Genomic DNA, 20,714 nt, shown 5'->3' with positions numbered 1-20,714 from the left:
CCTTTTTATCCAAAACGAAATTAGCTTATCAATTGCTCCTTGCCTACCCTCTTCCAGAATTTATAAAATGCCTCCCGTTTTTTTCCCATTTGCGAATAGACTGCAATAATCTTTTCTACTGTTTCGTACAATTCTTCTGGAGTTAGATTCTCCTTCAATAAATATCCAACTTCCGCATCTCTTCCTTTTGCTTTTCCACCAACATATAAATTGTAATGATCCTTATACTTCATAACGCCTATGTCACTTAACATCGGTTCTCCGCATCCAATCGGACAACCTGTATAAGAAAACTTCAAGGTAAATGGTACTGGCTTTCCAGCAAAGCGTTTATTTAATTCCTTTGCCACTGGCATCCCTTCTCGTTCTTCCCCTTTGCAAAAATTACAGGTTCTCAAACTCTTTACGACGTTTCCAACTGGATAACATGCTAATCCAACGGTTTCGAATTCTTCTATGATTTCTTCTTTTTTTTCTTCTGGAATTTCAATATAGAGTTGTTGAAAGGTTGTCAACTCCAGTTTCTCATCTTCATTCATATACTTTGAGATCGTCGTAAGTTGTTTTGCGTTTAGTTTTGCCCCAAATCCGATTCCTCCGTTTACGGCGATTTTAATTTTTTCAACATCGCTGACCATATCATTTCTCCTCCTTAATCCTACATCATCTCCGTACCCCCACAGGGTATAAAATAGATAAAAAAAATATACTCGCAAAATGCAGCAAAGTATATATCGTTAGCTTACATGTAATAGTTGCTTTATCTCTTCTTTATTCTGTTCGAACCCTATTAGGCTCTTTGGTTTTCTCATCCAGCCTAGGAACGACGGATGAGAAAACACAAGTGCTGGAACAATTCTGCTTCCTGTTATCTTTACCAGATCTTTTTCTTTTGAAGGTTCTTTTGCTAAATCATATTCCTTATGAGGAATATGATGACTCTGCAAGAATTTTTTCAAGTCTTGGCAATCTGAGCAAGTAGGTCTAGTGTAGACTTCAAGTTGATAATTTTTCATCACAAAACCTCACTCCTTTGTTTATGCCTGTACTTCAATAATAAACGGATAGACATGAACATTATCATCAAACTTAAATTCAGCCCAGATTTTGTACATGCCGGGTTGAGAAAAATGCGCGTTAAACGTTGTTGTATCATCAGATGCTGGATGAACATGAATATATTGCTCAACATCCTCATCCACAATCACTACATGCCCTAGGGCACCTAGATAGGAATCAGGCGTTTCCCCATGCATATCAAATACCAAAGGGACTTCGTCTCCAACTGTTGCATGAGCATCTTCTAAAGTGACGGTCTTCCCATCGACTTCTTTTGTCCACTTATCCTCACTCTCTAGTCTTACTTTATCCGTTTCGTTCGTTCCAACTTGAACAGGATTGGGAGCGATCTGGTACGCCTTATTTTCTGGTGTAATATCGACAAAGGCTTGATAAGTGCCATCATTTAAATCTTGACTTACGGCATACGTTCCCTCCTGTTCCTTCTCCGGGTGTAAATGATAGTATTTCTCCAGATCATTGGAAACCATAATGAAGTGCATCTCTGCTTCATGTTCAATGGCTAATTCAGGCGCTGCCCCTGTATGATCCTCCAATTCAATAAAGACTTTTCCATCATTGTAAGTTACATTTGTATGAACCTCTGATTCGACCTGATGGTTATGATGATGATTGTGCTCGCTATGATCCATTGTCTCTTCCTCCTTATAAACTTCTGAAGTTTCATGGTTATTGTCTAATTTCCCGCTTTGAAAAGGGTTATTTCCAGTAATTAAGCTATATGCTAGGATAACCAATACTACATATACAATACTAAGAGAAACCCACTTTTTAATTGACATAGCTTTACTGCCCTCCCTTTAGCTTCAAGCGTTGTAACCGCAAGGCATTGAGTACAACAGATACAGAGCTAAACGCCATCGCAGCTCCGGCAACCCATGGAGCCAGTAAACCAATAGCAGCAATCGGGATAGAAGCAGAATTATAGATGAACGCGAAGAACAGGTTTTGTTTAATATTACGCATTGTTTTGGTACTCAGTTCTACACTATCAGCCACACTGTGCAAGTCTCCTCGCATAAGCGTAATATCGGCAGCCTCAATGGCTACATCCGTTCCTGTACCAATGGCCATTCCAATATCGGCAATCGCTAGAGCTGGTGCATCATTCACACCATCACCTACCATGGCTACTCTTTTATTTTCTTGTTGCAATTTCTTAATTTCATCAGCTTTTTGCTCTGGTACAACTTCTGCGATAACGCGGTCAATACCAACCTGTTTCCCAATGGCTTGTGCTGTTCGCTCATTATCACCTGTCAGCATAATGACTTCTAAGCCAAGTTCGTGCATTCTTTTAATAGCTGCTTTTGATGTGTCTTTTACCGTATCAGCTACAGCAATCACTCCTGCTAACTGTTGATCAACACCAATCAGCATAGCTGTTTTTCCATCTGATTCTAATTTCGCCATCGTTTCTTCTACAGAAGTAACATCGATATTCTGTTGTTGCATAAGTTTTCTTGTGCCGACAAAAATCGTTTGTTGATTTAGTGTAGAGCGAATACCATATCCAGGTATGGCTTCAAAGGACTCTACTTCTTCTACTTTAACACCTTTATCTTTTGCACCTTTTACAATCGCTTCTGCAAGTGGATGCTCCGAACTATTTTCAGCAGAAGCCACTAATGATAGTACCTCTTCCTCCGTAAAATTTTGTTGAGGAAGAACGTCTGTTAATTCTGGCTCCCCTTTGGTTACTGTTCCTGTTTTATCTAAAACAATCGTATTTAGTAAGCGCGTATTTTCTAAATACTCTCCACCTTTAAATAAAACACCAAGTTCCGCTGCTCTTCCTGAACCAGCCATAACCGATGTTGGTGTTGCTAAGCCTAGTGCACACGGACAAGCAATAACAAGAACTGTAATAGCTGGGACAAGTGCTGAGCGTAATTCGCCAGGTTCGACGAAGAAGTACCAAACAAGGAATGTCACGATGGCAATCCCTACTACAATCGGTACAAAGATACCTGATACACGGTCAGCGACTCGCTGAATATCCGCTTTACTTCCTTGTGCTTCCTCCACCACTTTCACAATTTGTGATAACGCCGTATCTTTTCCAACTTTTGTTGCCTCAATCGTTAAGATTCCATTTTTATTAATCGTTGAACCGATGGCATTATCGCCCAGTTTTTTATCAACAGGGATACTCTCTCCTGTAATCATCGATTCATCTACAGCAGATTCACCTTTTATAATTTGCCCATCAACTGGAATTTTTTCACCAGGACGAACAATAACGGTATCTCCAACAATGACTTCTTCAATGGCTATTTCTTGCTCGTTCCCATCGCGGATTACTCGTGCTGTTTTAGCTTGCATGCCAAGCAATTTTTGAATAGCCTGACCTGTACGTCCTTTGGCACGTACTTCAAAAAGCTTCCCAAGGATAACTAATGTGATAATGACTGACGCAGCTTCGAAATAGAGAACTGGCATCCCCACTTGGCCGTTCATTTGCCATTCAATACCGAGGAAAATGCTATAGAAATATGCGACAGATGTACCTAATGCAACGAGAACATCCATATTTGCACTTTTATTGCGTAATGCCTTATACGCCCCTCGATAAAATTGTGCTCCAACGATAAATTGAACAGGAGTCGCTAATGCCAATTGCACCCATGGATTCATTAGCATGTCTGGTGAATAAATAAAAGACGTAAACTTGAAATGCGTGACCATCGTCCATAGCAAAGGTAATGTTAGAATTGCGGAGAAGATGAATTTCCCAGTTTGGTTTCTTACTTCTTCATCCTTACTATTCGCCGTTTCTTCTTTGGATGTTGGAACCTTTAGGGTATACCCCAGTTTTTTTACCGCTTCGATCATATCTCCAGTTGTCACTTGACCGTGATCATAATCGACCGTGACATTCTCCAAAGCAAAGTTAACCGTAGCATTAGAAACGCCGTCCATTTTAGAAAGTCGTTTTTCAATTTTATTCGCACACGCGGCACAGGTCATCCCAGATATATCAAATGTTTGCTTATCATAGGCCACCTGATAGCCTAATTTTTCGATTTTGGCTTCAAAATCTTGTACATTTGTTTTCTCTGGGTCGTATACAACCTTTGTTTTTTCTATCGCAAAATTGACATTGGCATCTACCACACCGTCTATCTTATTTAGACCTTTTTCAATTTTATTGGCACATGCAGCACAAGTCATGCCTTGGATTTGTAAACTTACTTCTTTTTGTGCTCCCATTGTTGTTTCCCTCCTTGCACATACCTCATAAGGGTATATTTTTTTCTAAAAAAGGGGATCGTGCTACAGAAGCACGACCACCCTAATGGTGTGTGTTCAAAAAGGAGGATAAAAAGGACCAAATGTCATTTTTACCAGATTTTTTGAACATCCTCTATTAGGCAATATCGTAGCCTTGTTCTTCAATCACTTCTGTAATATCTTTCAAGTCTACTTTTTCCGGATCAAAGGTTACGTCCACTGTTCCAGCTTGCAAATGAACTTTTACGGTTTCGACACCGTTTAGGTCCCCAACATTTCCTTCAATAGAATTTACACAATGTTCACATGACATACCTTGCACGTTAAGTGTTTTATTTGTCATTGAAACTACCTCCTATTTATATTTTTATTATACCCTATCTGCGTATTGGTAAACAAAAGAACTATCCTATCCTGGGCACAATCGTCCGAGTGCCTCACTAGCTATATATTCTTAGGCAATATCGTATCCTTGTTCCTCAATTACTTCTGTAATATCTTTCAAATCCACCTTATCTGGATCGAAGGTTACATCGACTGTTCCAGCTTGCAAATGGACTTTTACGGTCTCAACACCGTTCAGTTCTCCGACACTTCCTTCAATAGAATTTACACAATGTCCACATGACATACCTTGTACGTTAAGTGTTTTACTTGTCATCGAGATTCCCTCCTATTTTTAATTCCTCTTCATATTACCATACCCTAGTTGGGTATTGTCAAGGTAAAAAATTATGGGGTTATCATCCAAATCCATTCCCCCTTTTGAATGATTAATTCATTCTATTTCCTCTTCACATTTATTATATTATACCCCCACTGGGTATGTAAAGGGTTTTTCTACTGCAACGATTTATGTTAAGTGAGTCTCGACCAGTGGAAGTTTTCAAGTTATAAAATATTGCCACTGCTCTACTAGTATAGAACAAGTGACAATGTTTTTATTGCCTAAGTATTTATTATTTAGATAGCCAGTGTATACTTACCAGTATTGTCCAGCGCTTTTCGTGTTAGAAATGGAACCTCCGTACAATTTCATTCTTCATCGTTTTTTCTGAAAATAGTATCATTCCAATCAGCGTTAGCAGGGCGTATAAGGCAGTTGCCGCACTCGGCCATAACACCGTTGACCAGGAGCTTAGAAACAGAATGACGGGAAGAAAGCCTAAAATAATCATTGTCGTCATATACCCAATGTATTCCCGCCATTTCATTGGCTTTCTCAGTACAATAATAGTTACAAACAATGTAGCAAGCATAACAAGAAAAGGAATAACATAATGGATCGACCATTTTGAACTGCCAGATGCAGCATCCAGGATAAAAAGCATAATGGAAAGAGCAATAACTTGAAAAATGACTTTGGAGCCAGTATGTGCTTTCGAGAGGATTGTATGATTAATTAATAACAATCCATATAAAACGGGACCCAATACATACAAGAACCATAATTGATTAGGTTCAATTAATAAATTGATTAATAAGCATGTACTAATAGCAAAAGTCGCAATAAATAAAACAATTCGCTGTGCAAAGCGGCGCCGGTGGACCTTGGTTTCATAGACGGGATAATACGGGTTATCTTCCAATTTAGCAGAAAGCTCGTGTTTACATAATGGACAATATTGTTGTTTTGTATAGGTCTTGCAATTTGAGCAATAATGTTGCATTGGTTTCACCTGCTATCATTGGAATATACTTCTATCTCCAAATTATATGTCTCGGAAAGCTCTCTAAAGAAAGTACGGATAATGTCCGCTTCTTGTATCATTCTTGCAAATGTGATGACGAGTTCATCACCGACCGCGATCATCCCTGCGTTAATTGGGCTTTTCTTTGTCGGGTATAAAACCATTTCCATATGATCAATATGTGATTCCATTGAGTAAGGAAGCCTTACTTTCCCCATATTTGTCAAGGTCATTGCTTTGGTGCGCTCACTAAAACTTCTGTAACCATACCGAATTGCATGGTATTTAAGCGGGAGCGGAATAAATCGTGCTGTCAATCTAGTTTGCCATTTCACTCGATCGTTAATACTTTGCTGCAAGCTTTCTTTTTGCACTTTCTCACGCAATTGCTTCGATGTTTCTTCGATTATTTCTTCTAAAGTCATCTTCTCTGTCACAGACATGCCGATATTGACAACACCAAAAAAATTACGCAGTGTATTGGAAGGGAAAAGGGTCCGTAAGTTAACTGGGATAGCAATCTTTATCTCTTCTTTATATGCTCGATACTGTAATCTTTCTTTATAAATAGCTGCAATTATAATGGCAGTGATAAAAGCGGTAATCGTTGTTCCGTACTTTTTGGCAAGTTGATGCACTTTACTTGCGCTCATTTTTCCATGGACAGTAATGGTTTGATCCATGGAAATACCGCGGATCTGATATGAAGGCGTCTCTTTAAACTTTTCTGCCTTTTCATCTGTCCCATAGTTTTGGTAACTATCGTCTCTTTCATAATAGCTTGGCTGATTATGAATATCGATTAATGTACTTTCATAGGTCACATCTTCTCCAAGATGAGATAGATAATAATAAATGAGTGCTTTAATAAATTCTAAAGCCCCTGTTCCATCAGTTACAGAATGAAAAAACTCCACAGCAATCCGTTTTTTATAATAAATAACACGCAATAAGAACCCGCTTGTTTCTATTGGATCAATTGGTGCACATGGATATTGGTTTTCAAGCTGAACATAAAGCTTTTCATTATTTTCTACAAGAAAATCCCAGAAAACCCCTTTTCGAAGCTTTACTGAAAAAATAGGGAGGCGTTTGAGAACATCGTCCAACGCAAGTTGCAGTTTAGCCGGTTGTACTGTGTTCTTCATAATTGCAGCAACCCGGAAGACCGAAGAATTCGCTTGCTCCGATACAGCATGGAACAACTTCCCTGCATTATCAAGTTTGTACCATTCATCCATCTGTTGAACACCTCTATACATACTGATTTTGCCTCGCACTCTATTTTACCTTATATTTGCCCTCGATTCATAATTAAGTCTTATTTTACTGACAAGAAGAGGAGGTTATCCATTTACACATTCATTATGATATCCACAATTTTCTTAGTCGCTTTTTTTGCTTCTGGAATCGGGTAAAGTACAAAGATATGATTCATTTTCGGATATTCGAAATAGTTGATTCTAGTCCCTTTTGATGCAGTAATAGCTCTGAACTTTCTAGCATCAGGTAAAAAAACTTCATGTGTTCCTATGAATAAAGTAATTTCTCCCAATCCTGTTATCTTCCCGTTGATTGGACTGAGTAAATAATGATTTGGGTCAGTATCCCCTGCATAGGCTTTTCCCATTTGGATCAAACCATAAATTCCTAACATTGGATCCTTATCTTCCAATTCATAAGCATCTGGGTTTTCCATCGTAATATCAAGCCAAGGTGAAAATAAAATGATATGCCTGGGTTGTTGCAATCCTTTTTCTAAGAGCAATTGTGCTAACGCTAATGCGAATCCTCCCCCGGCGGAGTCACCCATTAAGATAATATTTTCCTTAGCTGAAGTATTTAAAATCCATTCATATAGTGGAAGAACTTTACCAAAAGACTCTCTATATTGATGATTAGGTGCTTTAGGGTAAATTGGAACATATATTTTAACATTGGTTTCTTTTGCTACTTTTTCAAGAAAATTCCAGTGGTATATCGATGGTTGTTTTATGTATCCTCCTCCATGCAAATAAAGTATGGATCCTGAAGAAGTACTTTCCTGATTAAAAATATAACAGTCCATTCCAGCAAAATGCTGCTTTTCAATATTAAACTTTCTCTGAATATATGTTGATAAGACATAGGGTTTTTCATTTTCAATTTGTTTTGTTTTTAAAAATTCAGCGTATAATTTTTCATCGGTAAAGCTATCTTTATTACTCAGTCGTTTGAGTAAATGTTCTACAATCCAGCTTCGAATACTTCTCATATTCGTTTCCCCCCTCGCAAGTCTACAGTGTCTAACATATCCCCATAATATCAGAGTAGTACCTGCTCTATACCTATACTAGCAATAATCAATTAGCTTTGTATATTCTGTGCAAAAAAATAAGTCCAACTCACTTTTGATTAATGACTGAATTAATTTCATAATTCCTTTCTGTAAAATACAATGTTAGATCAGTATAAGATGGGAGATGATGACTCAATTACGCAAAATGACGCGTAGAATGCTACATATACCAAAATTCAAGGAAATTCTCTGTAAAACGGTACGTAGAGGCTTCTATGAACCGAATTACATGGAAAATCTCTGTAAAACGGTGCGTAGAAGATTCTATGAACCGAATTCCATGAAAAATCTTTGGAAAATGGTGCGTAGAGTGTTCTATGCACCGAAATCCCAGGAAAATCTCTGTAAAACGACGGCCAAGACAGCGCGTATTTAGCCTTTGTACCTTGACTCTCCTGCAGATCTCAACCACACGCCTCCCCCCTCCCCCGGAAAGCGTCCACTTGGAGTGAAAATCAACATTGTTCGGATTTTAATACTGAATTTTCTATTTGACATTAACGCAGCGGCATACTTTACCCTTTTAATAGGAGGTGAATTACGCTGTTTACAACAGGAGAAGTTTATCAAATGACAGGAGTAACTGAACGCTCTATACGATACTATGCCACTTTAAACTTATTGAAGGCAAAAAAGAATGGCTTAGAAAAGTTTGTTCAAATTTTTGCTGCAAAAATGACAGGTTATTTCATTTAGACTTAGCGACCTCGGAAGAAAATCTTATAAAAAGTATTAAGATGCTGCAAAATTACAACTCTAGATATTTACGAAAGAGATGATTGAAATGAGCTTGAACTACAAATTGATTAATACAATAGAACAATATGAAGAATTGCTTGCTATTACAGAATTGGAAGAAAGAAAAGAATACTTTCGTTACAAGATGATGGCTCCATTTAAGGAAATGTGGAATTTAATAAATGTTCCAATAATAGCAAAACAAGAAAATGGCTATGACGTTTTAATGGCTACAAACATGTTAGGTTACGCAAATATTTCTAACGATAAGCAAATTCAACAAGGACTTTCTATTCTGAAAGCTCATAATGCCTATGAAGTGGCAGAGACTACTATCCAAACCTGTATACAAAATGCGAAGGAGTCAGGTTTAAAAGTATATGCGGATGAAATTAAATTTGGATTATACGTAGCAGATCCAGATAAATTGAAACTTCAGAAGGGATATACGGGATTTGGCGGTATTCCTGGGTTTATTACTGTGAATATTTTTCCGAATGATTACAATATACCTAAAATTCCTGCCGTTATTGCTCATGAGTTCCATCACAATATTCGTTTTTCTTATTTCGACTGGGATCATGGCAATGTGACAGTGGGAGACTATCTTATCATCGAAGGTCTGGCTGATTCATTTGCAAAAGAGCTGTACGGAGCAGAGCAGTTAGGTCCTTGGGTGACCAGCATGGACCAAGACGATTTAGAGTATTCAATCCATGTTATTGGGGAAGCTCTAAACATAAAAGGATTTGCCGAAGTCAGCAGCTATATGTTTGGGGATGAGATTGCCAAACAAGAGGGATACCAGCCTGTAGGACTTTCTTTTTGTGCTGGTTATGCAGTAGGCTTTAAGGTTGTTCAATCTTTCATGATGAAGCATAACAAAACGATCTATGAAACAACATTGCTTTCTAGTGATGAAATCATTCATGGATCTGGCTTATTTTCATGAAAACTAAAATCTCTTGCTTATTATCTATGAGAGAAAAATTGGATTTTATTTGAAATATAATTATTGAAGAAACTGGGACATAACTATTACCTTAGTGGAGGAAATATACGTAGACTCCCGCGGGCGAGTATATGCACCATACTAGTTCGTTTTTTCTTTGGCGGAAACACTTATGTTCCAGCCTCCATATTATTAAAATCATGATTCAATTGGTAAAGGCCATGCCTGTTACTTGCCCCAATAGAAGAGTTTTTGATAATCCAAAAGAAACGCAGTCTGACTTATACGCCAAACTGCGTTTCACTTTTTTAAAAGGTAAGAAAGTATAAATTTTTGGCTAATGCTGGATCTAGCTCCAGCGCCTAGCAAACTTTCGGTGCCTGCTTGCGTAAGTCAACATCGATTCACCCTTCGGTGTCTAGCTAAAGGCGGCAGGGGCTCGAGGTCAATTAACCCTGAACCTATCAAGGGAAAACCGCCCTTCCTAGGTTCAGGAACATTTGCTTGTCGCCCCTAAGCAACCGCCTTGCGCTTTTCTTATACAGTCGTTAACATTATACAGCTGTTAACGAGTCAAGAATTTCTTGCAAGCTTAATTCGGCGCAGGCCATGGAGGTATCGGCAGCACCATAAAACATTTGGACAACATCGCCTTTTACAATTGCTCCACATGAGAAGATAACATCACCAAAGAATCCTTCAACTTCATAGTCGGCCTCTGGCTGTATAAGTGGCTTGTCTGAGCGAGCAATGACAGTAGTCGGGTCTTCAAGATCGAGTAAAACAGCGCCCATGCAATAGCGGTTATCTGTTGAAGCGCCATGGTAAAGCGCTAGCCAACCTTTTTCTGTTTTAATCGGAACAGCACCACCGCCAATACGCGCATTGTCCCACATGCCTTCACGTAACCCGAGCAGGTGCTTATGATTGCCCCAATACAGCAGGTTATCAGATTCTGCAAGCCAGATTTCAGGCATCCCGCCGCCCTTCGGTACTGGCCGGTGCATGGCAAAGTATTTCCCATTAATTTTCTCAGGAAAGATGCAAACATCCTTGTTTTCTGGAGCAAAAATCATTCCGTGACGCTCAATGCTCTTGAAGTCTTTGGTGGATACTAATGCTTCGCCGACCCCATATGAGGAGGCAGCACTATAATAAATATAGTAGACATCGTCAATTTTTGTAATCCGTGGATCCTCAATACCAAATACTTCCAATCGATCCTGAGGATAGATAAATGGCTCATCATCTATAGTAAACTCGTGTCCATCCTTACTCCTGGCAATTCGTAAATAAGATAATGACGTTAAATAGGCATAGCTATTTGGATCACTGGCTTTTCTGATCGAGCGCGGGTCTTCAAATCGATAATTCGGATTGCTCGTTCCTAGCTCAACAATATCTAATGTATTTGTCTCATGGTTATAAACAGGCGCTTTAACCACATTTTTTTCATGATGAATTGGGCGCTCTGCCACACGTAAAAGCATGATGATCTCGCCGTTGTATTCTGTAATTCCTGCATTAAATGCACCGATCACCTCGAAATCATCTCTATGTGGTGGTACATCTGTAGGTGTGACTAATGGATTTTCTTTGTATCGGTAAACATTCATATTAATTCTCCTCTTCGAACTGAGTAAATGGATCGACAATTGTTACTTTTTGAGCACTTGCATCACTAATGCCTACATATAGATCGGCTAAACCGTCTGCCCGCCTAATTAATCCGCCACTGAAAACAACTTGCTGCAAATCTGGCCGCTTTGATTCGCTAGGAAGAAAATCAGAGCGTTTGGCAATGAGCTGGAGATCGGAATATTGCCCATTTTGAGGATTGACAACAAATGCCATTGAATAGTAGTGGCGGTTTCCTTCCTCATCAAATCGAGCAATATGGCCTAATACACCAAGCAGTCCATTGGACAGTAAATGTATTTCATTGGCTCCGCCCCATTCTTCTTCTGTAAATTGTTCATCCAACAATGGGACTTGATTAATCAGATCATGTGTAAACTCTTCAATCGAATCAATCAATTGAAAACCAATTTTACCTCGTCCACCTTTTTCACCTTGTGGGCGGGTGAAGACTCCAATACGTCCGTCCGCTACTTGAACGAGACGCAAATCCTTCATGCCGTCTGGACCAGTCGCAAATTGTTTTAAATCAGAGAGAATGCTTCCTTTATAAAAAACGGTTCGCCAGCTTAACGCATCCTGTATCGTGGGGTGTGGAAATATCTCGACTCCCCCTAAAATTAGTTCACCGTTAATCCTTGTGACAAATGGGTCCTGTAATTCAAAAATAGGCGCATCTACCCGCGGCAACCATACTCCATCGTTTTCAACGAAAAAGTAGACGTAAGCATGTTCACTGTCTCGTTCTTCAACTCGGCCAGCAATCACACGTTCACCATTGTCTTCAAACGGAGCTGTAATATTGTATACATCCCGTTTTCCGACACCGGCAAACTCGATGTTTTTTGCTTGTTTAGAAGCTGGCCTGTTTTCATATTCGGCTAACAGCTCTGAGCATGTTTTCAACTCGTTTTTTATCATTGATTTCATTTAGTAGCACTCCTTTTACTTTAGCGTAAACTGCATTCCGTCCTTGAACCTTTTCGCAAAGAGCAGGAAGATAATAATAATTGGCAACGTGAGCAATACAGATGCTGCATACATTGGACCAGGGTAGCCACCATAAGGACCAAACATTTGCGAAATGAGTACGTTTAGTGTCAGCATCTGATCACTGCGGACAACAATCATATCCCATAAAAGCTCTGTCCACCGTTCCATAAAGAGAAACAAAAAGATAACTGTCGTAATTGATTTCGACATAGGTACAGCAATCTTGAACATTATTTGCAAGGTCGAAGCCCCGTCTAATTTTGCCGATTCAATAAATGTCTCCGGAATAGCCCGGAAAAAGTTGGTGTACATAAAGACTGCCCATAGACTTAATGCCTTAGGAATAATCATCGCCCAGTATGTGTCATATAACCCAACATTTTGAACTAATAAGAACATTGGCACGAGCAAAATGACGCCAGGGAAAAACATTTGAAACAGGATGACATTATTTAAAAATTTTCCGCCTCTAAACTTAATTTTTGCCAGCGTATAAGCAACGACTATGCCTGATATCATCATGAGGGCAGTGGAAGCCGCAGAGACAACAAATGTATTAAAGAACGCTCGTAACCACGGCTGTGGAATGTTAGCTTCACCGCCAATAAACAACCATTCATAGGAACGAAGTGTGAAACTAGTCGGAATTAGTTTTCGATCTACTTGGCTCCAATCTGCAAATGACATGAGAACCATATATAAGTAGGGGAAAACCATAATGCCTAATAAGGCAAATGCAATGACATAACGTAATTGAACTTTTTTGTTCTTTTTAACTCCAGCCATTTCGTTTCCCCCACAATTCTAAAAGTTTTCTGAAGACGAAAATTGATGCGAATGTTACGACAGCAGCAATTAACGCAACAGCGGAAGCATACCCAGCGTTCAGGTTTGCAAATGCTTGGTTGTAAATTTCCATTTGCCATGTATTGGTTGCATAGTTTGGGCCACCGCCAGTTAGCTGGTAGACTTCAGTAAATATCCCAAACGTAACACCAATCGATAAAATCAGCGTTGTATAGAGAGCCGGGTATAATAATGGAAGTGTTATCTTCCAGAACCGTTGTGCCGGTTTTATCCCATCAATCTCAGCTGCTTCATAGATTTCCTGATTGATGCCTTCCAAACCAGAAGTCAGAATCAGGGCATAATACCCTGAGAATTTCCAAGCAATAATGATAGCGACAACTACAAGAGCTGAAAAAGGGGTTCCGAGCCAGTTAATATCCAAGCCGAGTGTCCCGCGCAAAAATACATTCACTGGGCTGTTATACGATAATATGCCTTTTACAATCAGTGAGGAAACAACACCAGATGCTAAGTAAGGGAGAAAGAATCCGACAAGGAAAATTCCTTTAAAGCGGCTAGGTAGGCTATTAACAACAAGGGCTACAAGTAAAGAACCCACGATCACCATTGGAACAAACACAGCTAAAAATTTAAAGGTAACAAAAAAAGCTGCTTGAACCCCTGGATGGTTAACAGCATTAATAAAGTTTTGCAATCCAATCATTTCGAAATCCGGCGATATTAGATTCCAATCTGTAAAAGCCAGATAAAATGACCATACTAATGGAATGAGGAAAAAAATAAGTGTGTATATAAGGTAAGGACTGGTAAATAACCAGCCCAATTTATTATTTTCCTTGTTCATTACTGAAGTGCCCCCTCTATGGCCCTCGTCATATCCTCCCAAGCAGTTTTTGGATCTTTCGCTCCGGTTACAACTGGATTAAGGGCTTCCTGACCAATAAATGTTTGCAGTGTATTGAAATCAGGATTATCAATTGGTGGTACTCCGTAAGGAACTGCTTCTGCATACTGGACAAGCTCTGGATGGTCCTCCAAGAAGGTTTGGAACTGTTCATTCGTTCCCAAATCATCGCGTGCCGGCGGCATGTTCGTCTCTTCAAACCATTGCAAGTCCATTTCTGGGTTGTTGTAAACCCAAGTAATAAACTCCATTGCAGCTTGTTGCTCTTCCTCTGTTGCAGAGGCATAAATGACTATTCCTTTTGAATCTGCGAATGTATTCACTTCGTCTGTATCCATATCGTCTGGCACCGGAGGAGGTGTTAACACAAACGTTTCTCCATATACCATTTCTGGAAACTGCTCAGCCCAATATGGGAACGTCCATGGTCCTAAATCAGCAAAGATACTAAGACCTGTCTCGAAAGGATCAGATGCTTCATTGGTCAATAGTCCATTTTGTTCCTGCACATTGCTTAAGAACTCTAATACTTGTTGGCCAGCATCATCATCGCTAATTAATGAATCACCTTCAATAAAGTTATTGCCATTTGAAGCGGCAGCATATAAGGTGAAAAAGTCAAACCATCGCGCACCCGCATCAGGTGACGCTAATTCACTTTTCGCCCATAAAAATTTATCAGGATATTCTTCTTTTAGGGCATCAACCACTTCATACACTTCACTATACGTTCTCGGTGCTTCTTCAAAGCCAAGTTCCTTTAAAATGTCAATTCTCCATCCGAACTGCATAGAATTCGAATAAATTGGTAAAACATATTGGTTACCATCTGCAAATTCCCAAGCTTCGACAGTTTCTGTCATGTTACGTTCCGTAAGAATATCATCCCAGCCATCTAATTCATTTAAAGGAACGAGCGCTTGACTGTTCGCTAATTGGGATGCAAATCCACGATTAATATTTTCTGACATAGTTGGAGCGCTATCAGAAGCAAGAGCAGACTGAACAGTCGCTTCTGAAGTTGGCGTTTCTCTCATTTGACTGACTGCAACATGAATTTCATCTTGTGAGCTATTGAATTCATCTGCAACCTTATTCCAGAATGATTCCTGTAATGGGTTTGCTGCTGCCCAAAACTCAATCACAGTTGCACCTGCGGGTGCGTCGATATCTGCGCCCTGATCGTCTTTGTTACCACAAGCAGCAAGTGCTAACATAGAAAGTGAAACGGCAAGGACTAAATAAAGTGACTTCTTCATATGTGTATCCCCCCATACTAGTTTGTAAAAGCGCCATCTCTTATTTAGTAGCGTTACTTAATTTTTGAAATTTATTACCAAAACAGCCTGTTCAATGCTACTTATTCTTTCATTTTGAACCCACATGTAATGGAATTTAGAATTCTACTAAAACAAAGAATGACAAATTAAACATTCCTGATTACAAAAGGTGTTTTGTAATTAAAAAATAATGATAAATAACCTTACAAAACCATCATATAATGTAATCATAGATTGGTCAATGAATATTTCATAAAATAAATCGGTTTCATCTATTTGTAACAAATTGGATTTTCATGTATAGTTAAGTTTGTAACGTGACAAACAATGTAATTAACGACTTGCGAGGGATATAGATATGAAACAAAAAAAAATAACCATGCAATATATAGCTGATCAATTAAATATTTCCAAAAATTCCGTATCCCAGGCGCTGTCAGGAAAGCCCGGAGTCAGTGAGGACACTAGAAAGCGGATTGAAAAAGCTGCAGAAGAGCTAGGATATCATTATACAACGAACAAAAAGCAATCTCCTAGAAAGCGTGGAAATATTGCTTTACTTGCTTCCGACTTTGCCTTTTCACAGAAAGGCTTTTTTGGGGAAATTTATTTATCTGTTCAAAGAGAAGTGGCAAAACGCGGAATGAATTTGGTCATCCAATCGATTGATGATGAGTCAAGAGATCGGCTCATCCTGCCTTCTTTTTTTGAATACGATACAATTGACGGGGTGATTATTATTTCACATATCAGTACTGAATACATTAATCGCATTTTAAGTACAGGAATTCCAACAGTCCTAATTGACCACCATCACCCATTCAATTGCACGGATGCAATTTTACTTAATAATCGGTTTGCTGCTTATACAGCTACGCATCATTTAATTGAGCTTGGTCATAAACAGATTGGATTTATGGGAGATGTGGAACGTTCCCCAAGCTACCAGGAAAGATTGGAGGGCTATACGCTTGCCTTAAAGGAGCACGGAATCCCTTTAGAAAGAGACCATATTTTGGCTGATATTAAGGAAAGGGAAGAGGATGTTTCGACTGCTCTGGACAAGCTTAAGGAACAGCCGACAGCTTGGTTTTGTGTCAATGATGGATTTGGCTTCCTTGTGTTAACACATCTTCAGGCATTGGGCTATAAAATTCCAAACGACCTATCAGTATGCAGCTTTGATAATGGTCCGCTTTCTCGGCTGTCGAAACCAAAAATAACAACATTTAATGTAGATCTAGAATTGTACGGCAGAAAAGCAGTCGAGCAATTATATTGGCGAATGGACAATCCAACTGAACCGTTGCAGGAGACCTTACTTCATACTTCGTTAGTAAAGCGAGAGTCAACTGGACCGGCGCCTGCTCGCGATACCAATAAAAGGAAAAGCTAAAATTTCGCAGAATCAAAATATCTTAAAATTAATTAAATAAAATACTGATCGAAGTGAAAATTCTGGTAAAAGCTATGTTTTCTTTTTTTAGAAAAAAGGTAATTAGAGATGAATACATTAAAAACGACTGAAGGTTCTCTAACACCTATGAGCAGAATAAAATCCACCTAAACGAGCCGCAAGCTCAAAGGTGGATTTTATTTTTTGTTATTTTCATCTGACATAATTGGAACAATTAACGCTCCAAAACCAAGCATTTATGATTCTGCAACTGTCATAAAGTATTACTCCCTTTCACCTAAATCGTAAAAATCCGTAAAAAATAAAGAGGATGGAACAAAAGGGATTTTCACCAAGAATGAGCCGAACTACCAGGACACATCCCCATATACTTCGCTTTCCGCGGTTTGTGGATTAGTGTGTGGGAGCTTCGTGTTGGGAACATGTATACTTTTTTTATTTAGTATTTGCTTTAATCTTTTCATCGTCGTCCCACTCCAATGGACAAAATCTTTATAATCAGCAGGACTATATGAATCTATATAGCGTTTAAATAGCTCGAACAATGCACCATCAGCAGACAACTTTAATGGTTGATCCATTCCAACATCTTTTCTTAAAACATATTCGTCTATTCCTCCATCTGGATTGAAACATAAATAATTTTGGTAGCAAAGAGATTTTAAAAGCCCTCCCCAAGATGAAAAGGCATATCTTACCCAAGAAAAATCTCCAAATGTAGAAATAGCTTCCTCCATTAATTGATTTCTGGTAATGGGCCCATTCGAAACTTTATTCACGATCCACTTTTCTAGCATCTCTTTTTGTTCGCTACTAATATGGTTGAAAATAAACTTACTCTATCTATTTTCCCATTCTGTATCAAATGCTCTTTGAAACAAAGACCAATCTTCAGAGGTTATCGTGTGGATCGTACCTCTTACTGTCCATATTCTCTCTAACAATTTGCTGGTAAACATATTATTTAAAGTGTTAGCATCCACCTCAACATTTCTAGCTCTCGCTGAAAAAGCAAGTGAATGTTTTGTTTGACTTTGGATTCCAACTAATTTAGTGATAAGCTGCAGAATATCAATATTTTCATTTAGGTACAAACCTTGTCTATACGAAAATTCTGCAGCCTTTTTTGCATCTACCAATATAACTACTCCTTTCTGACCAACATCCTGTTGACCTCCGACAAGCAAATGTTCCTGAACCTGGGAAGGGGCTTTTTCCCTTCATAGCTGTTCTTGATCATTTTCCTTAACACCTTCTATTGTTAGCTGACTAGCCTTAGAGTGATATAAAATATGTTGTAAAACCTTCACAAACATTAAAATTATTGCGGTTTTGCAAATCCCGTTAGATCAAAGAGGCTAAAATAATACTACATCTACAGAAAACTAATGGTTGCAGTATAGGAGGGCTATTTATTTAATTCATATCATATTATCTTTTTAGCATGTGACAGGGGTTTTGCTTTTTTTAATCTGAGAATAACTCTATTTATCAATACTAGCAGAAAACCAAGCACGGAATGTACAAAAGTGAGCCCTGCCATAACAAAGGCTACATTTGTATAGCTGCCAACTCCAACAGGAATATTATCGTTCGGGTTTAGGAAGAAATAAGGATAGAATCCATCATACATTCCTCTGATTAATGAGATCGCACCATAAAGTATTGGGTAAACAAGCCAAAGAAGGGTTGATTTGTAACTATACCACTTTTTCCCCTCAAAGATGAGCCAGTTTAGTAAAACAAGTAATGGAATTAAATAGTGTAACGTGAAATTTGTCATCACTCTAATCCCGGTGTATTCCCCACCACTAGAGAGGATAAAGTGGTAAGTTGATAAAACGACCATCATATAAATAAGTGCTGCATTTTTACAAAAGTCCAACACCCTGCTTTCCCTTTTCCTTAACAAAAGAGCAAAGGTGCTAATTGTAAATGTTATGGTAACAATGGTATTGGAATGAATTGTGAATTTTGTAATCGATATACTTGGTTCGGGAGAAAAAAGGATGTGTAATGGCACACTAATAAGACCTATTACAGCTATTAACATATGAAATAAAAATTTTGTATGTAAAAATCTTTCAGACATAATCCACCTCAATTTTTCTATTACTTTACGGTTTCTTTAACACACCGTGAAAGATGATATTTCCAAGGGAATGGCCCAGATCCTCAGGTGAATAATCTTCATTCAACCCATAGCGGGCAACTATACGTTCAATAGCAGCAACCAGTAATTCTGCAAACACTTCTGTGTTAACTTCAGGCTTTAAAATTCCGAGGGTTTGATTTTGACTCATATTAGCTTTAATCTGGGTAACGATGCCTCTACGTAATTCCTCTGCTTGCACTCCTTCAGTAAGTACAATTTTAGTCACGTTTTTATTGGCCCCAAACAACTGAAACAAACCTATATAGGTTTGAACTAAGTGTTCTTCCACTTCAGAAGAATCCTTCTGACCAATTTGCTGACCTGTTTCTACAAATTGAGCCAGTTGTTGTTCAAAATTAAAGAATATCTCATCGCGTATTTCTTTCTTACTTTTAAAATATAAATAAAACGCTGCCTGTGTCAGACCAGCTTCACTCACAATTTGACTAACAGTTGTTCCATGATAACCATTTGCAGCAAACAAGTATTCAGCAGCAGTAAGTATCTTTTCCCTACTGACTTCACCTTTTCTTTTAGGCATTCTCTCTCTCCCTTTTTATATAACTAACTAGTTAGTTTTATTTTATTCACAAAATTATCTAATGTCAATTATAGCTAAGATAAAACATGAGATTAAGTAAGACACATGTTACAATGGACGAAATATAAGGATAGGAAGCTATAATGATAGAGAATTATTTGAACAAGGAGGCAGACAGTGGGCAACTACAACTCCTTCTAGTTGGCCAATTTGGAAATGGATTCATATTAATACCGTTGCCCCATTCAAATCATTTCGAACTAAAATAAGAAAATGGAAAAGGATTAGAGCTGTGAATTAAATAACTCCCTTACTGTCATTGCGTGATGTGTTTTAAGACTTTCAGTATGTTCATTAAAGATATTCAACAAAAGCGGGCAAGATTATGGAGCAACGTTAATTAGGGACCATTTTTGTGAACCCTAATTTTTCATTTCTATTCGGCAATTTCCATTCCTATTATTGCTTCTAACGAACCTACTTAGTTCAAATTGGTTTTAAATACATAGCTTACTTTGTCATAATCCATTTTATTTTCATAAAAACGGTGGGCTTCAGTCCGCTGTATGCCTGAAGATAAAGCAACACTCTCATAATCGTGTTCTTGTGCCCATTCATGGACATATGAGAGTAGTTTTTCACCATACCCTTTTGATCGCTTATTCATATCTGTTACTAAGTCACAAACCCAAACAAATCTACCATAATATAGTGTTATCATAGGTTTAAAACCAGTTACTGCTACTATTTCTCCATCATCCATTAAAGCAAACATTTTATACCTATCTTTCTCTTGTGCTTCTAATACTAATTCGAGATATGTCTCTTCATCAAGATGAGTTCGTAATTGGTTTATAACTGGAAATGCTTCAATCATTTCAGTTTTTGTTTGCAGTTCTTTTATTATGATTGTGTTCATCCTAATCCCCCCTTTGGAAAGTTT

The 20,714-nt window shown here is 38.4% G+C and carries 20 protein-coding genes and 2 pseudogenes; 4 read left to right on the top strand and 18 right to left on the bottom strand.

Translation table 11 applies throughout. The features are described 5' to 3' along the window. Positions 1–20: 20 nt before the first annotated feature. From IPU53_RS15255 to IPU53_RS15215, 9 genes are all read right to left on the bottom strand, one after another. A complete protein-coding gene (locus IPU53_RS15255) occupies positions 21–638 on the bottom strand; it encodes a nitrite reductase (protein ID WP_207451882.1) in 618 nt (205 codons plus the stop codon). 99 nt (positions 639–737) lie between these two features. Beyond that, complete coding sequence (locus tag IPU53_RS15250; RefSeq protein ID WP_207451975.1) at positions 738–1,016, bottom strand: glutaredoxin family protein; 279 nt, start codon at positions 1,014–1,016, stop codon at positions 738–740. Positions 1,017–1,037: 21 nt separating this feature from the next. Further along, on the bottom strand, positions 1,038–1,862 hold the full coding sequence (locus IPU53_RS15245) for a hypothetical protein (RefSeq protein ID WP_242698330.1): 825 nt from the start codon (positions 1,860–1,862) through the stop codon (positions 1,038–1,040). Between the two features lie 4 nt (positions 1,863–1,866). Continuing rightward, positions 1,867–4,293 (bottom strand): heavy metal translocating P-type ATPase, encoded by a 2,427-nt coding sequence (locus tag IPU53_RS15240; protein ID WP_207451881.1) that lies wholly within the window; start codon positions 4,291–4,293, stop codon positions 1,867–1,869. A gap of 157 nt (positions 4,294–4,450) precedes the next feature. Then, positions 4,451–4,657: a copper chaperone CopZ gene (copZ, locus tag IPU53_RS15235; protein ID WP_207451880.1), complete on the bottom strand. Its 207-nt coding sequence runs from the start codon at positions 4,655–4,657 to the stop codon at positions 4,451–4,453. 111 nt (positions 4,658–4,768) lie between these two features. After that, positions 4,769–4,975, bottom strand: coding sequence for a copper chaperone CopZ (gene copZ / locus IPU53_RS15230; protein ID WP_207451879.1), 207 nt, complete (start codon positions 4,973–4,975; stop codon positions 4,769–4,771). A 349-nt stretch (positions 4,976–5,324) separates the two neighbouring features. After that, positions 5,325–5,984: a DUF6320 domain-containing protein gene (locus IPU53_RS15225; protein WP_207451878.1), complete on the bottom strand. Its 660-nt coding sequence runs from the start codon at positions 5,982–5,984 to the stop codon at positions 5,325–5,327. A 5-nt stretch (positions 5,985–5,989) separates the two neighbouring features. Continuing rightward, on the bottom strand, positions 5,990–7,246 hold the full coding sequence (locus tag IPU53_RS15220) for an acyltransferase (RefSeq protein WP_207451877.1): 1,257 nt from the start codon (positions 7,244–7,246) through the stop codon (positions 5,990–5,992). A gap of 113 nt (positions 7,247–7,359) precedes the next feature. Next, complete coding sequence (locus IPU53_RS15215; RefSeq protein ID WP_207451876.1) at positions 7,360–8,259, bottom strand: alpha/beta hydrolase fold domain-containing protein; 900 nt, start codon at positions 8,257–8,259, stop codon at positions 7,360–7,362. A 621-nt stretch (positions 8,260–8,880) separates the two neighbouring features. On the opposite strand from IPU53_RS15215, the gene IPU53_RS15210 reads away from it, so the two are divergent. Continuing rightward, positions 8,881–9,039 (top strand): MerR family transcriptional regulator, encoded by a 159-nt coding sequence (locus tag IPU53_RS15210; RefSeq protein WP_313886504.1) that lies wholly within the window; start codon positions 8,881–8,883, stop codon positions 9,037–9,039. 88 nt (positions 9,040–9,127) lie between these two features. Continuing rightward, positions 9,128–10,033 (top strand): DUF2268 domain-containing protein, encoded by a 906-nt coding sequence (locus tag IPU53_RS15205; RefSeq protein ID WP_207451874.1) that lies wholly within the window; start codon positions 9,128–9,130, stop codon positions 10,031–10,033. 554 nt (positions 10,034–10,587) lie between these two features. On the opposite strand, the gene IPU53_RS15200 is transcribed toward IPU53_RS15205, so the two are convergent. From IPU53_RS15200 to IPU53_RS15180, 5 genes are read right to left on the bottom strand one after another with little or no spacing between them, the layout of a single operon-like run. After that, positions 10,588–11,649, bottom strand: coding sequence for a BtaManbiosPhlase (locus tag IPU53_RS15200; RefSeq protein ID WP_207451873.1), 1,062 nt, complete (start codon positions 11,647–11,649; stop codon positions 10,588–10,590). Position 11,650: 1 nt separating this feature from the next. Continuing rightward, positions 11,651–12,592, bottom strand: a complete 942-nt coding sequence (locus IPU53_RS15195; RefSeq protein WP_207451973.1) for an MTP-1 family protein — start codon at positions 12,590–12,592, stop codon at positions 11,651–11,653. A gap of 24 nt (positions 12,593–12,616) precedes the next feature. Further along, entirely contained in the window at positions 12,617–13,450 is an 834-nt protein-coding gene (locus tag IPU53_RS15190; protein ID WP_207451872.1) for a carbohydrate ABC transporter permease, read from the bottom strand. Beyond that, entirely contained in the window at positions 13,437–14,318 is an 882-nt protein-coding gene (locus IPU53_RS15185) for a carbohydrate ABC transporter permease (RefSeq protein WP_207451871.1), read from the bottom strand. Before IPU53_RS15185 ends, IPU53_RS15190 begins: the two co-directional genes overlap by 14 nt. After that, positions 14,318–15,637, bottom strand: coding sequence for an ABC transporter substrate-binding protein (locus IPU53_RS15180; RefSeq protein WP_207451870.1), 1,320 nt, complete (start codon positions 15,635–15,637; stop codon positions 14,318–14,320). The genes IPU53_RS15185 and IPU53_RS15180 overlap by 1 nt, the downstream gene beginning before the upstream one ends. Before the next feature lie 379 nt (positions 15,638–16,016). Here IPU53_RS15180 and IPU53_RS15175 point away from each other — a divergent pair, with 379 nt between their 5' ends. Beyond that, positions 16,017–17,054 carry a LacI family DNA-binding transcriptional regulator gene (locus IPU53_RS15175; RefSeq protein ID WP_242698329.1) on the top strand — a complete coding sequence of 346 codons (1,038 nt, stop codon included), beginning with the start codon at positions 16,017–16,019 and terminating at the stop codon, positions 17,052–17,054. Between the two features lie 368 nt (positions 17,055–17,422). On the opposite strand, the pseudogene IPU53_RS25015 reads toward IPU53_RS15175, so the two are convergent. From IPU53_RS25015 to IPU53_RS15155, 3 genes and pseudogenes are all read right to left on the bottom strand, one after another. Continuing rightward, positions 17,423–18,169 (bottom strand): annotated as a pseudogene (locus tag IPU53_RS25015) (DNA glycosylase AlkZ-like family protein). 332 nt (positions 18,170–18,501) lie between these two features. Then, complete coding sequence (locus tag IPU53_RS15160) at positions 18,502–19,167, bottom strand: Pr6Pr family membrane protein (RefSeq protein WP_207451867.1); 666 nt, start codon at positions 19,165–19,167, stop codon at positions 18,502–18,504. 25 nt (positions 19,168–19,192) lie between these two features. After that, a complete protein-coding gene (locus tag IPU53_RS15155; RefSeq protein WP_207451866.1) occupies positions 19,193–19,771 on the bottom strand; it encodes a TetR/AcrR family transcriptional regulator in 579 nt (192 codons plus the stop codon). A gap of 130 nt (positions 19,772–19,901) precedes the next feature. Here IPU53_RS15155 and IPU53_RS15150 point away from each other — a divergent pair. Beyond that, positions 19,902–20,072: pseudogene (locus IPU53_RS15150) on the top strand (ClbS/DfsB family four-helix bundle protein); the annotation flags it as partial. A 180-nt stretch (positions 20,073–20,252) separates the two neighbouring features. Here IPU53_RS15150 and IPU53_RS15145 read toward each other — a convergent pair. Beyond that, on the bottom strand, positions 20,253–20,690 hold the full coding sequence (locus tag IPU53_RS15145; protein WP_207451865.1) for a GNAT family N-acetyltransferase: 438 nt from the start codon (positions 20,688–20,690) through the stop codon (positions 20,253–20,255). Positions 20,691–20,714 lie beyond the last annotated feature (24 nt).

It is taken from the genome of Bacillus sp. SD088, from assembly GCF_017355205.1.
Taxonomy (GTDB): Bacteria; Bacillota; Bacilli; order Bacillales; family Bacillaceae_C; genus Lederbergia.
This window is presented reverse-complemented; position numbering and strand designations above follow the sequence as displayed.

Excerpts from the sequence above, each read along its gene's own strand:
- IPU53_RS15255 (WP_207451882.1), bottom strand. The coding sequence starts at position 638 with ATGGTCAGCGATGTTGAAAAAATTAAAATCGCCGTAAACGGAGGAATC.
- IPU53_RS15250 (WP_207451975.1), bottom strand. The coding sequence starts at position 1,016 with ATGAAAAATTATCAACTTGAAGTCTACACTAGACCTACTTGCTCAGAT.
- IPU53_RS15245 (WP_242698330.1), bottom strand. The coding sequence starts at position 1,862 with ATGTCAATTAAAAAGTGGGTTTCTCTTAGTATTGTATATGTAGTATTG.
- IPU53_RS15240 (WP_207451881.1), bottom strand. The coding sequence starts at position 4,293 with ATGGGAGCACAAAAAGAAGTAAGTTTACAAATCCAAGGCATGACTTGT.
- copZ (WP_207451880.1), bottom strand. The coding sequence starts at position 4,657 with ATGACAAATAAAACACTTAACGTGCAAGGTATGTCATGTGAACATTGT.
- copZ (WP_207451879.1), bottom strand. The coding sequence starts at position 4,975 with ATGACAAGTAAAACACTTAACGTACAAGGTATGTCATGTGGACATTGT.
- IPU53_RS15225 (WP_207451878.1), bottom strand. The coding sequence starts at position 5,984 with ATGCAACATTATTGCTCAAATTGCAAGACCTATACAAAACAACAATAT.
- IPU53_RS15220 (WP_207451877.1), bottom strand. The coding sequence starts at position 7,246 with ATGGATGAATGGTACAAACTTGATAATGCAGGGAAGTTGTTCCATGCT.
- IPU53_RS15215 (WP_207451876.1), bottom strand. The coding sequence starts at position 8,259 with ATGAGAAGTATTCGAAGCTGGATTGTAGAACATTTACTCAAACGACTG.
- IPU53_RS15205 (WP_207451874.1), top strand. The coding sequence starts at position 9,128 with ATGAGCTTGAACTACAAATTGATTAATACAATAGAACAATATGAAGAA.
- IPU53_RS15200 (WP_207451873.1), bottom strand. The coding sequence starts at position 11,649 with ATGAATGTTTACCGATACAAAGAAAATCCATTAGTCACACCTACAGAT.
- IPU53_RS15195 (WP_207451973.1), bottom strand. The coding sequence starts at position 12,592 with ATGATAAAAAACGAGTTGAAAACATGCTCAGAGCTGTTAGCCGAATAT.
- IPU53_RS15190 (WP_207451872.1), bottom strand. The coding sequence starts at position 13,450 with ATGGCTGGAGTTAAAAAGAACAAAAAAGTTCAATTACGTTATGTCATT.
- IPU53_RS15185 (WP_207451871.1), bottom strand. The coding sequence starts at position 14,318 with ATGAACAAGGAAAATAATAAATTGGGCTGGTTATTTACCAGTCCTTAC.
- IPU53_RS15180 (WP_207451870.1), bottom strand. The coding sequence starts at position 15,637 with ATGAAGAAGTCACTTTATTTAGTCCTTGCCGTTTCACTTTCTATGTTA.
- IPU53_RS15175 (WP_242698329.1), top strand. The coding sequence starts at position 16,017 with ATGAAACAAAAAAAAATAACCATGCAATATATAGCTGATCAATTAAAT.
- IPU53_RS15160 (WP_207451867.1), bottom strand. The coding sequence starts at position 19,167 with ATGTCTGAAAGATTTTTACATACAAAATTTTTATTTCATATGTTAATA.
- IPU53_RS15155 (WP_207451866.1), bottom strand. The coding sequence starts at position 19,771 with ATGCCTAAAAGAAAAGGTGAAGTCAGTAGGGAAAAGATACTTACTGCT.
- IPU53_RS15145 (WP_207451865.1), bottom strand. The coding sequence starts at position 20,690 with ATGAACACAATCATAATAAAAGAACTGCAAACAAAAACTGAAATGATT.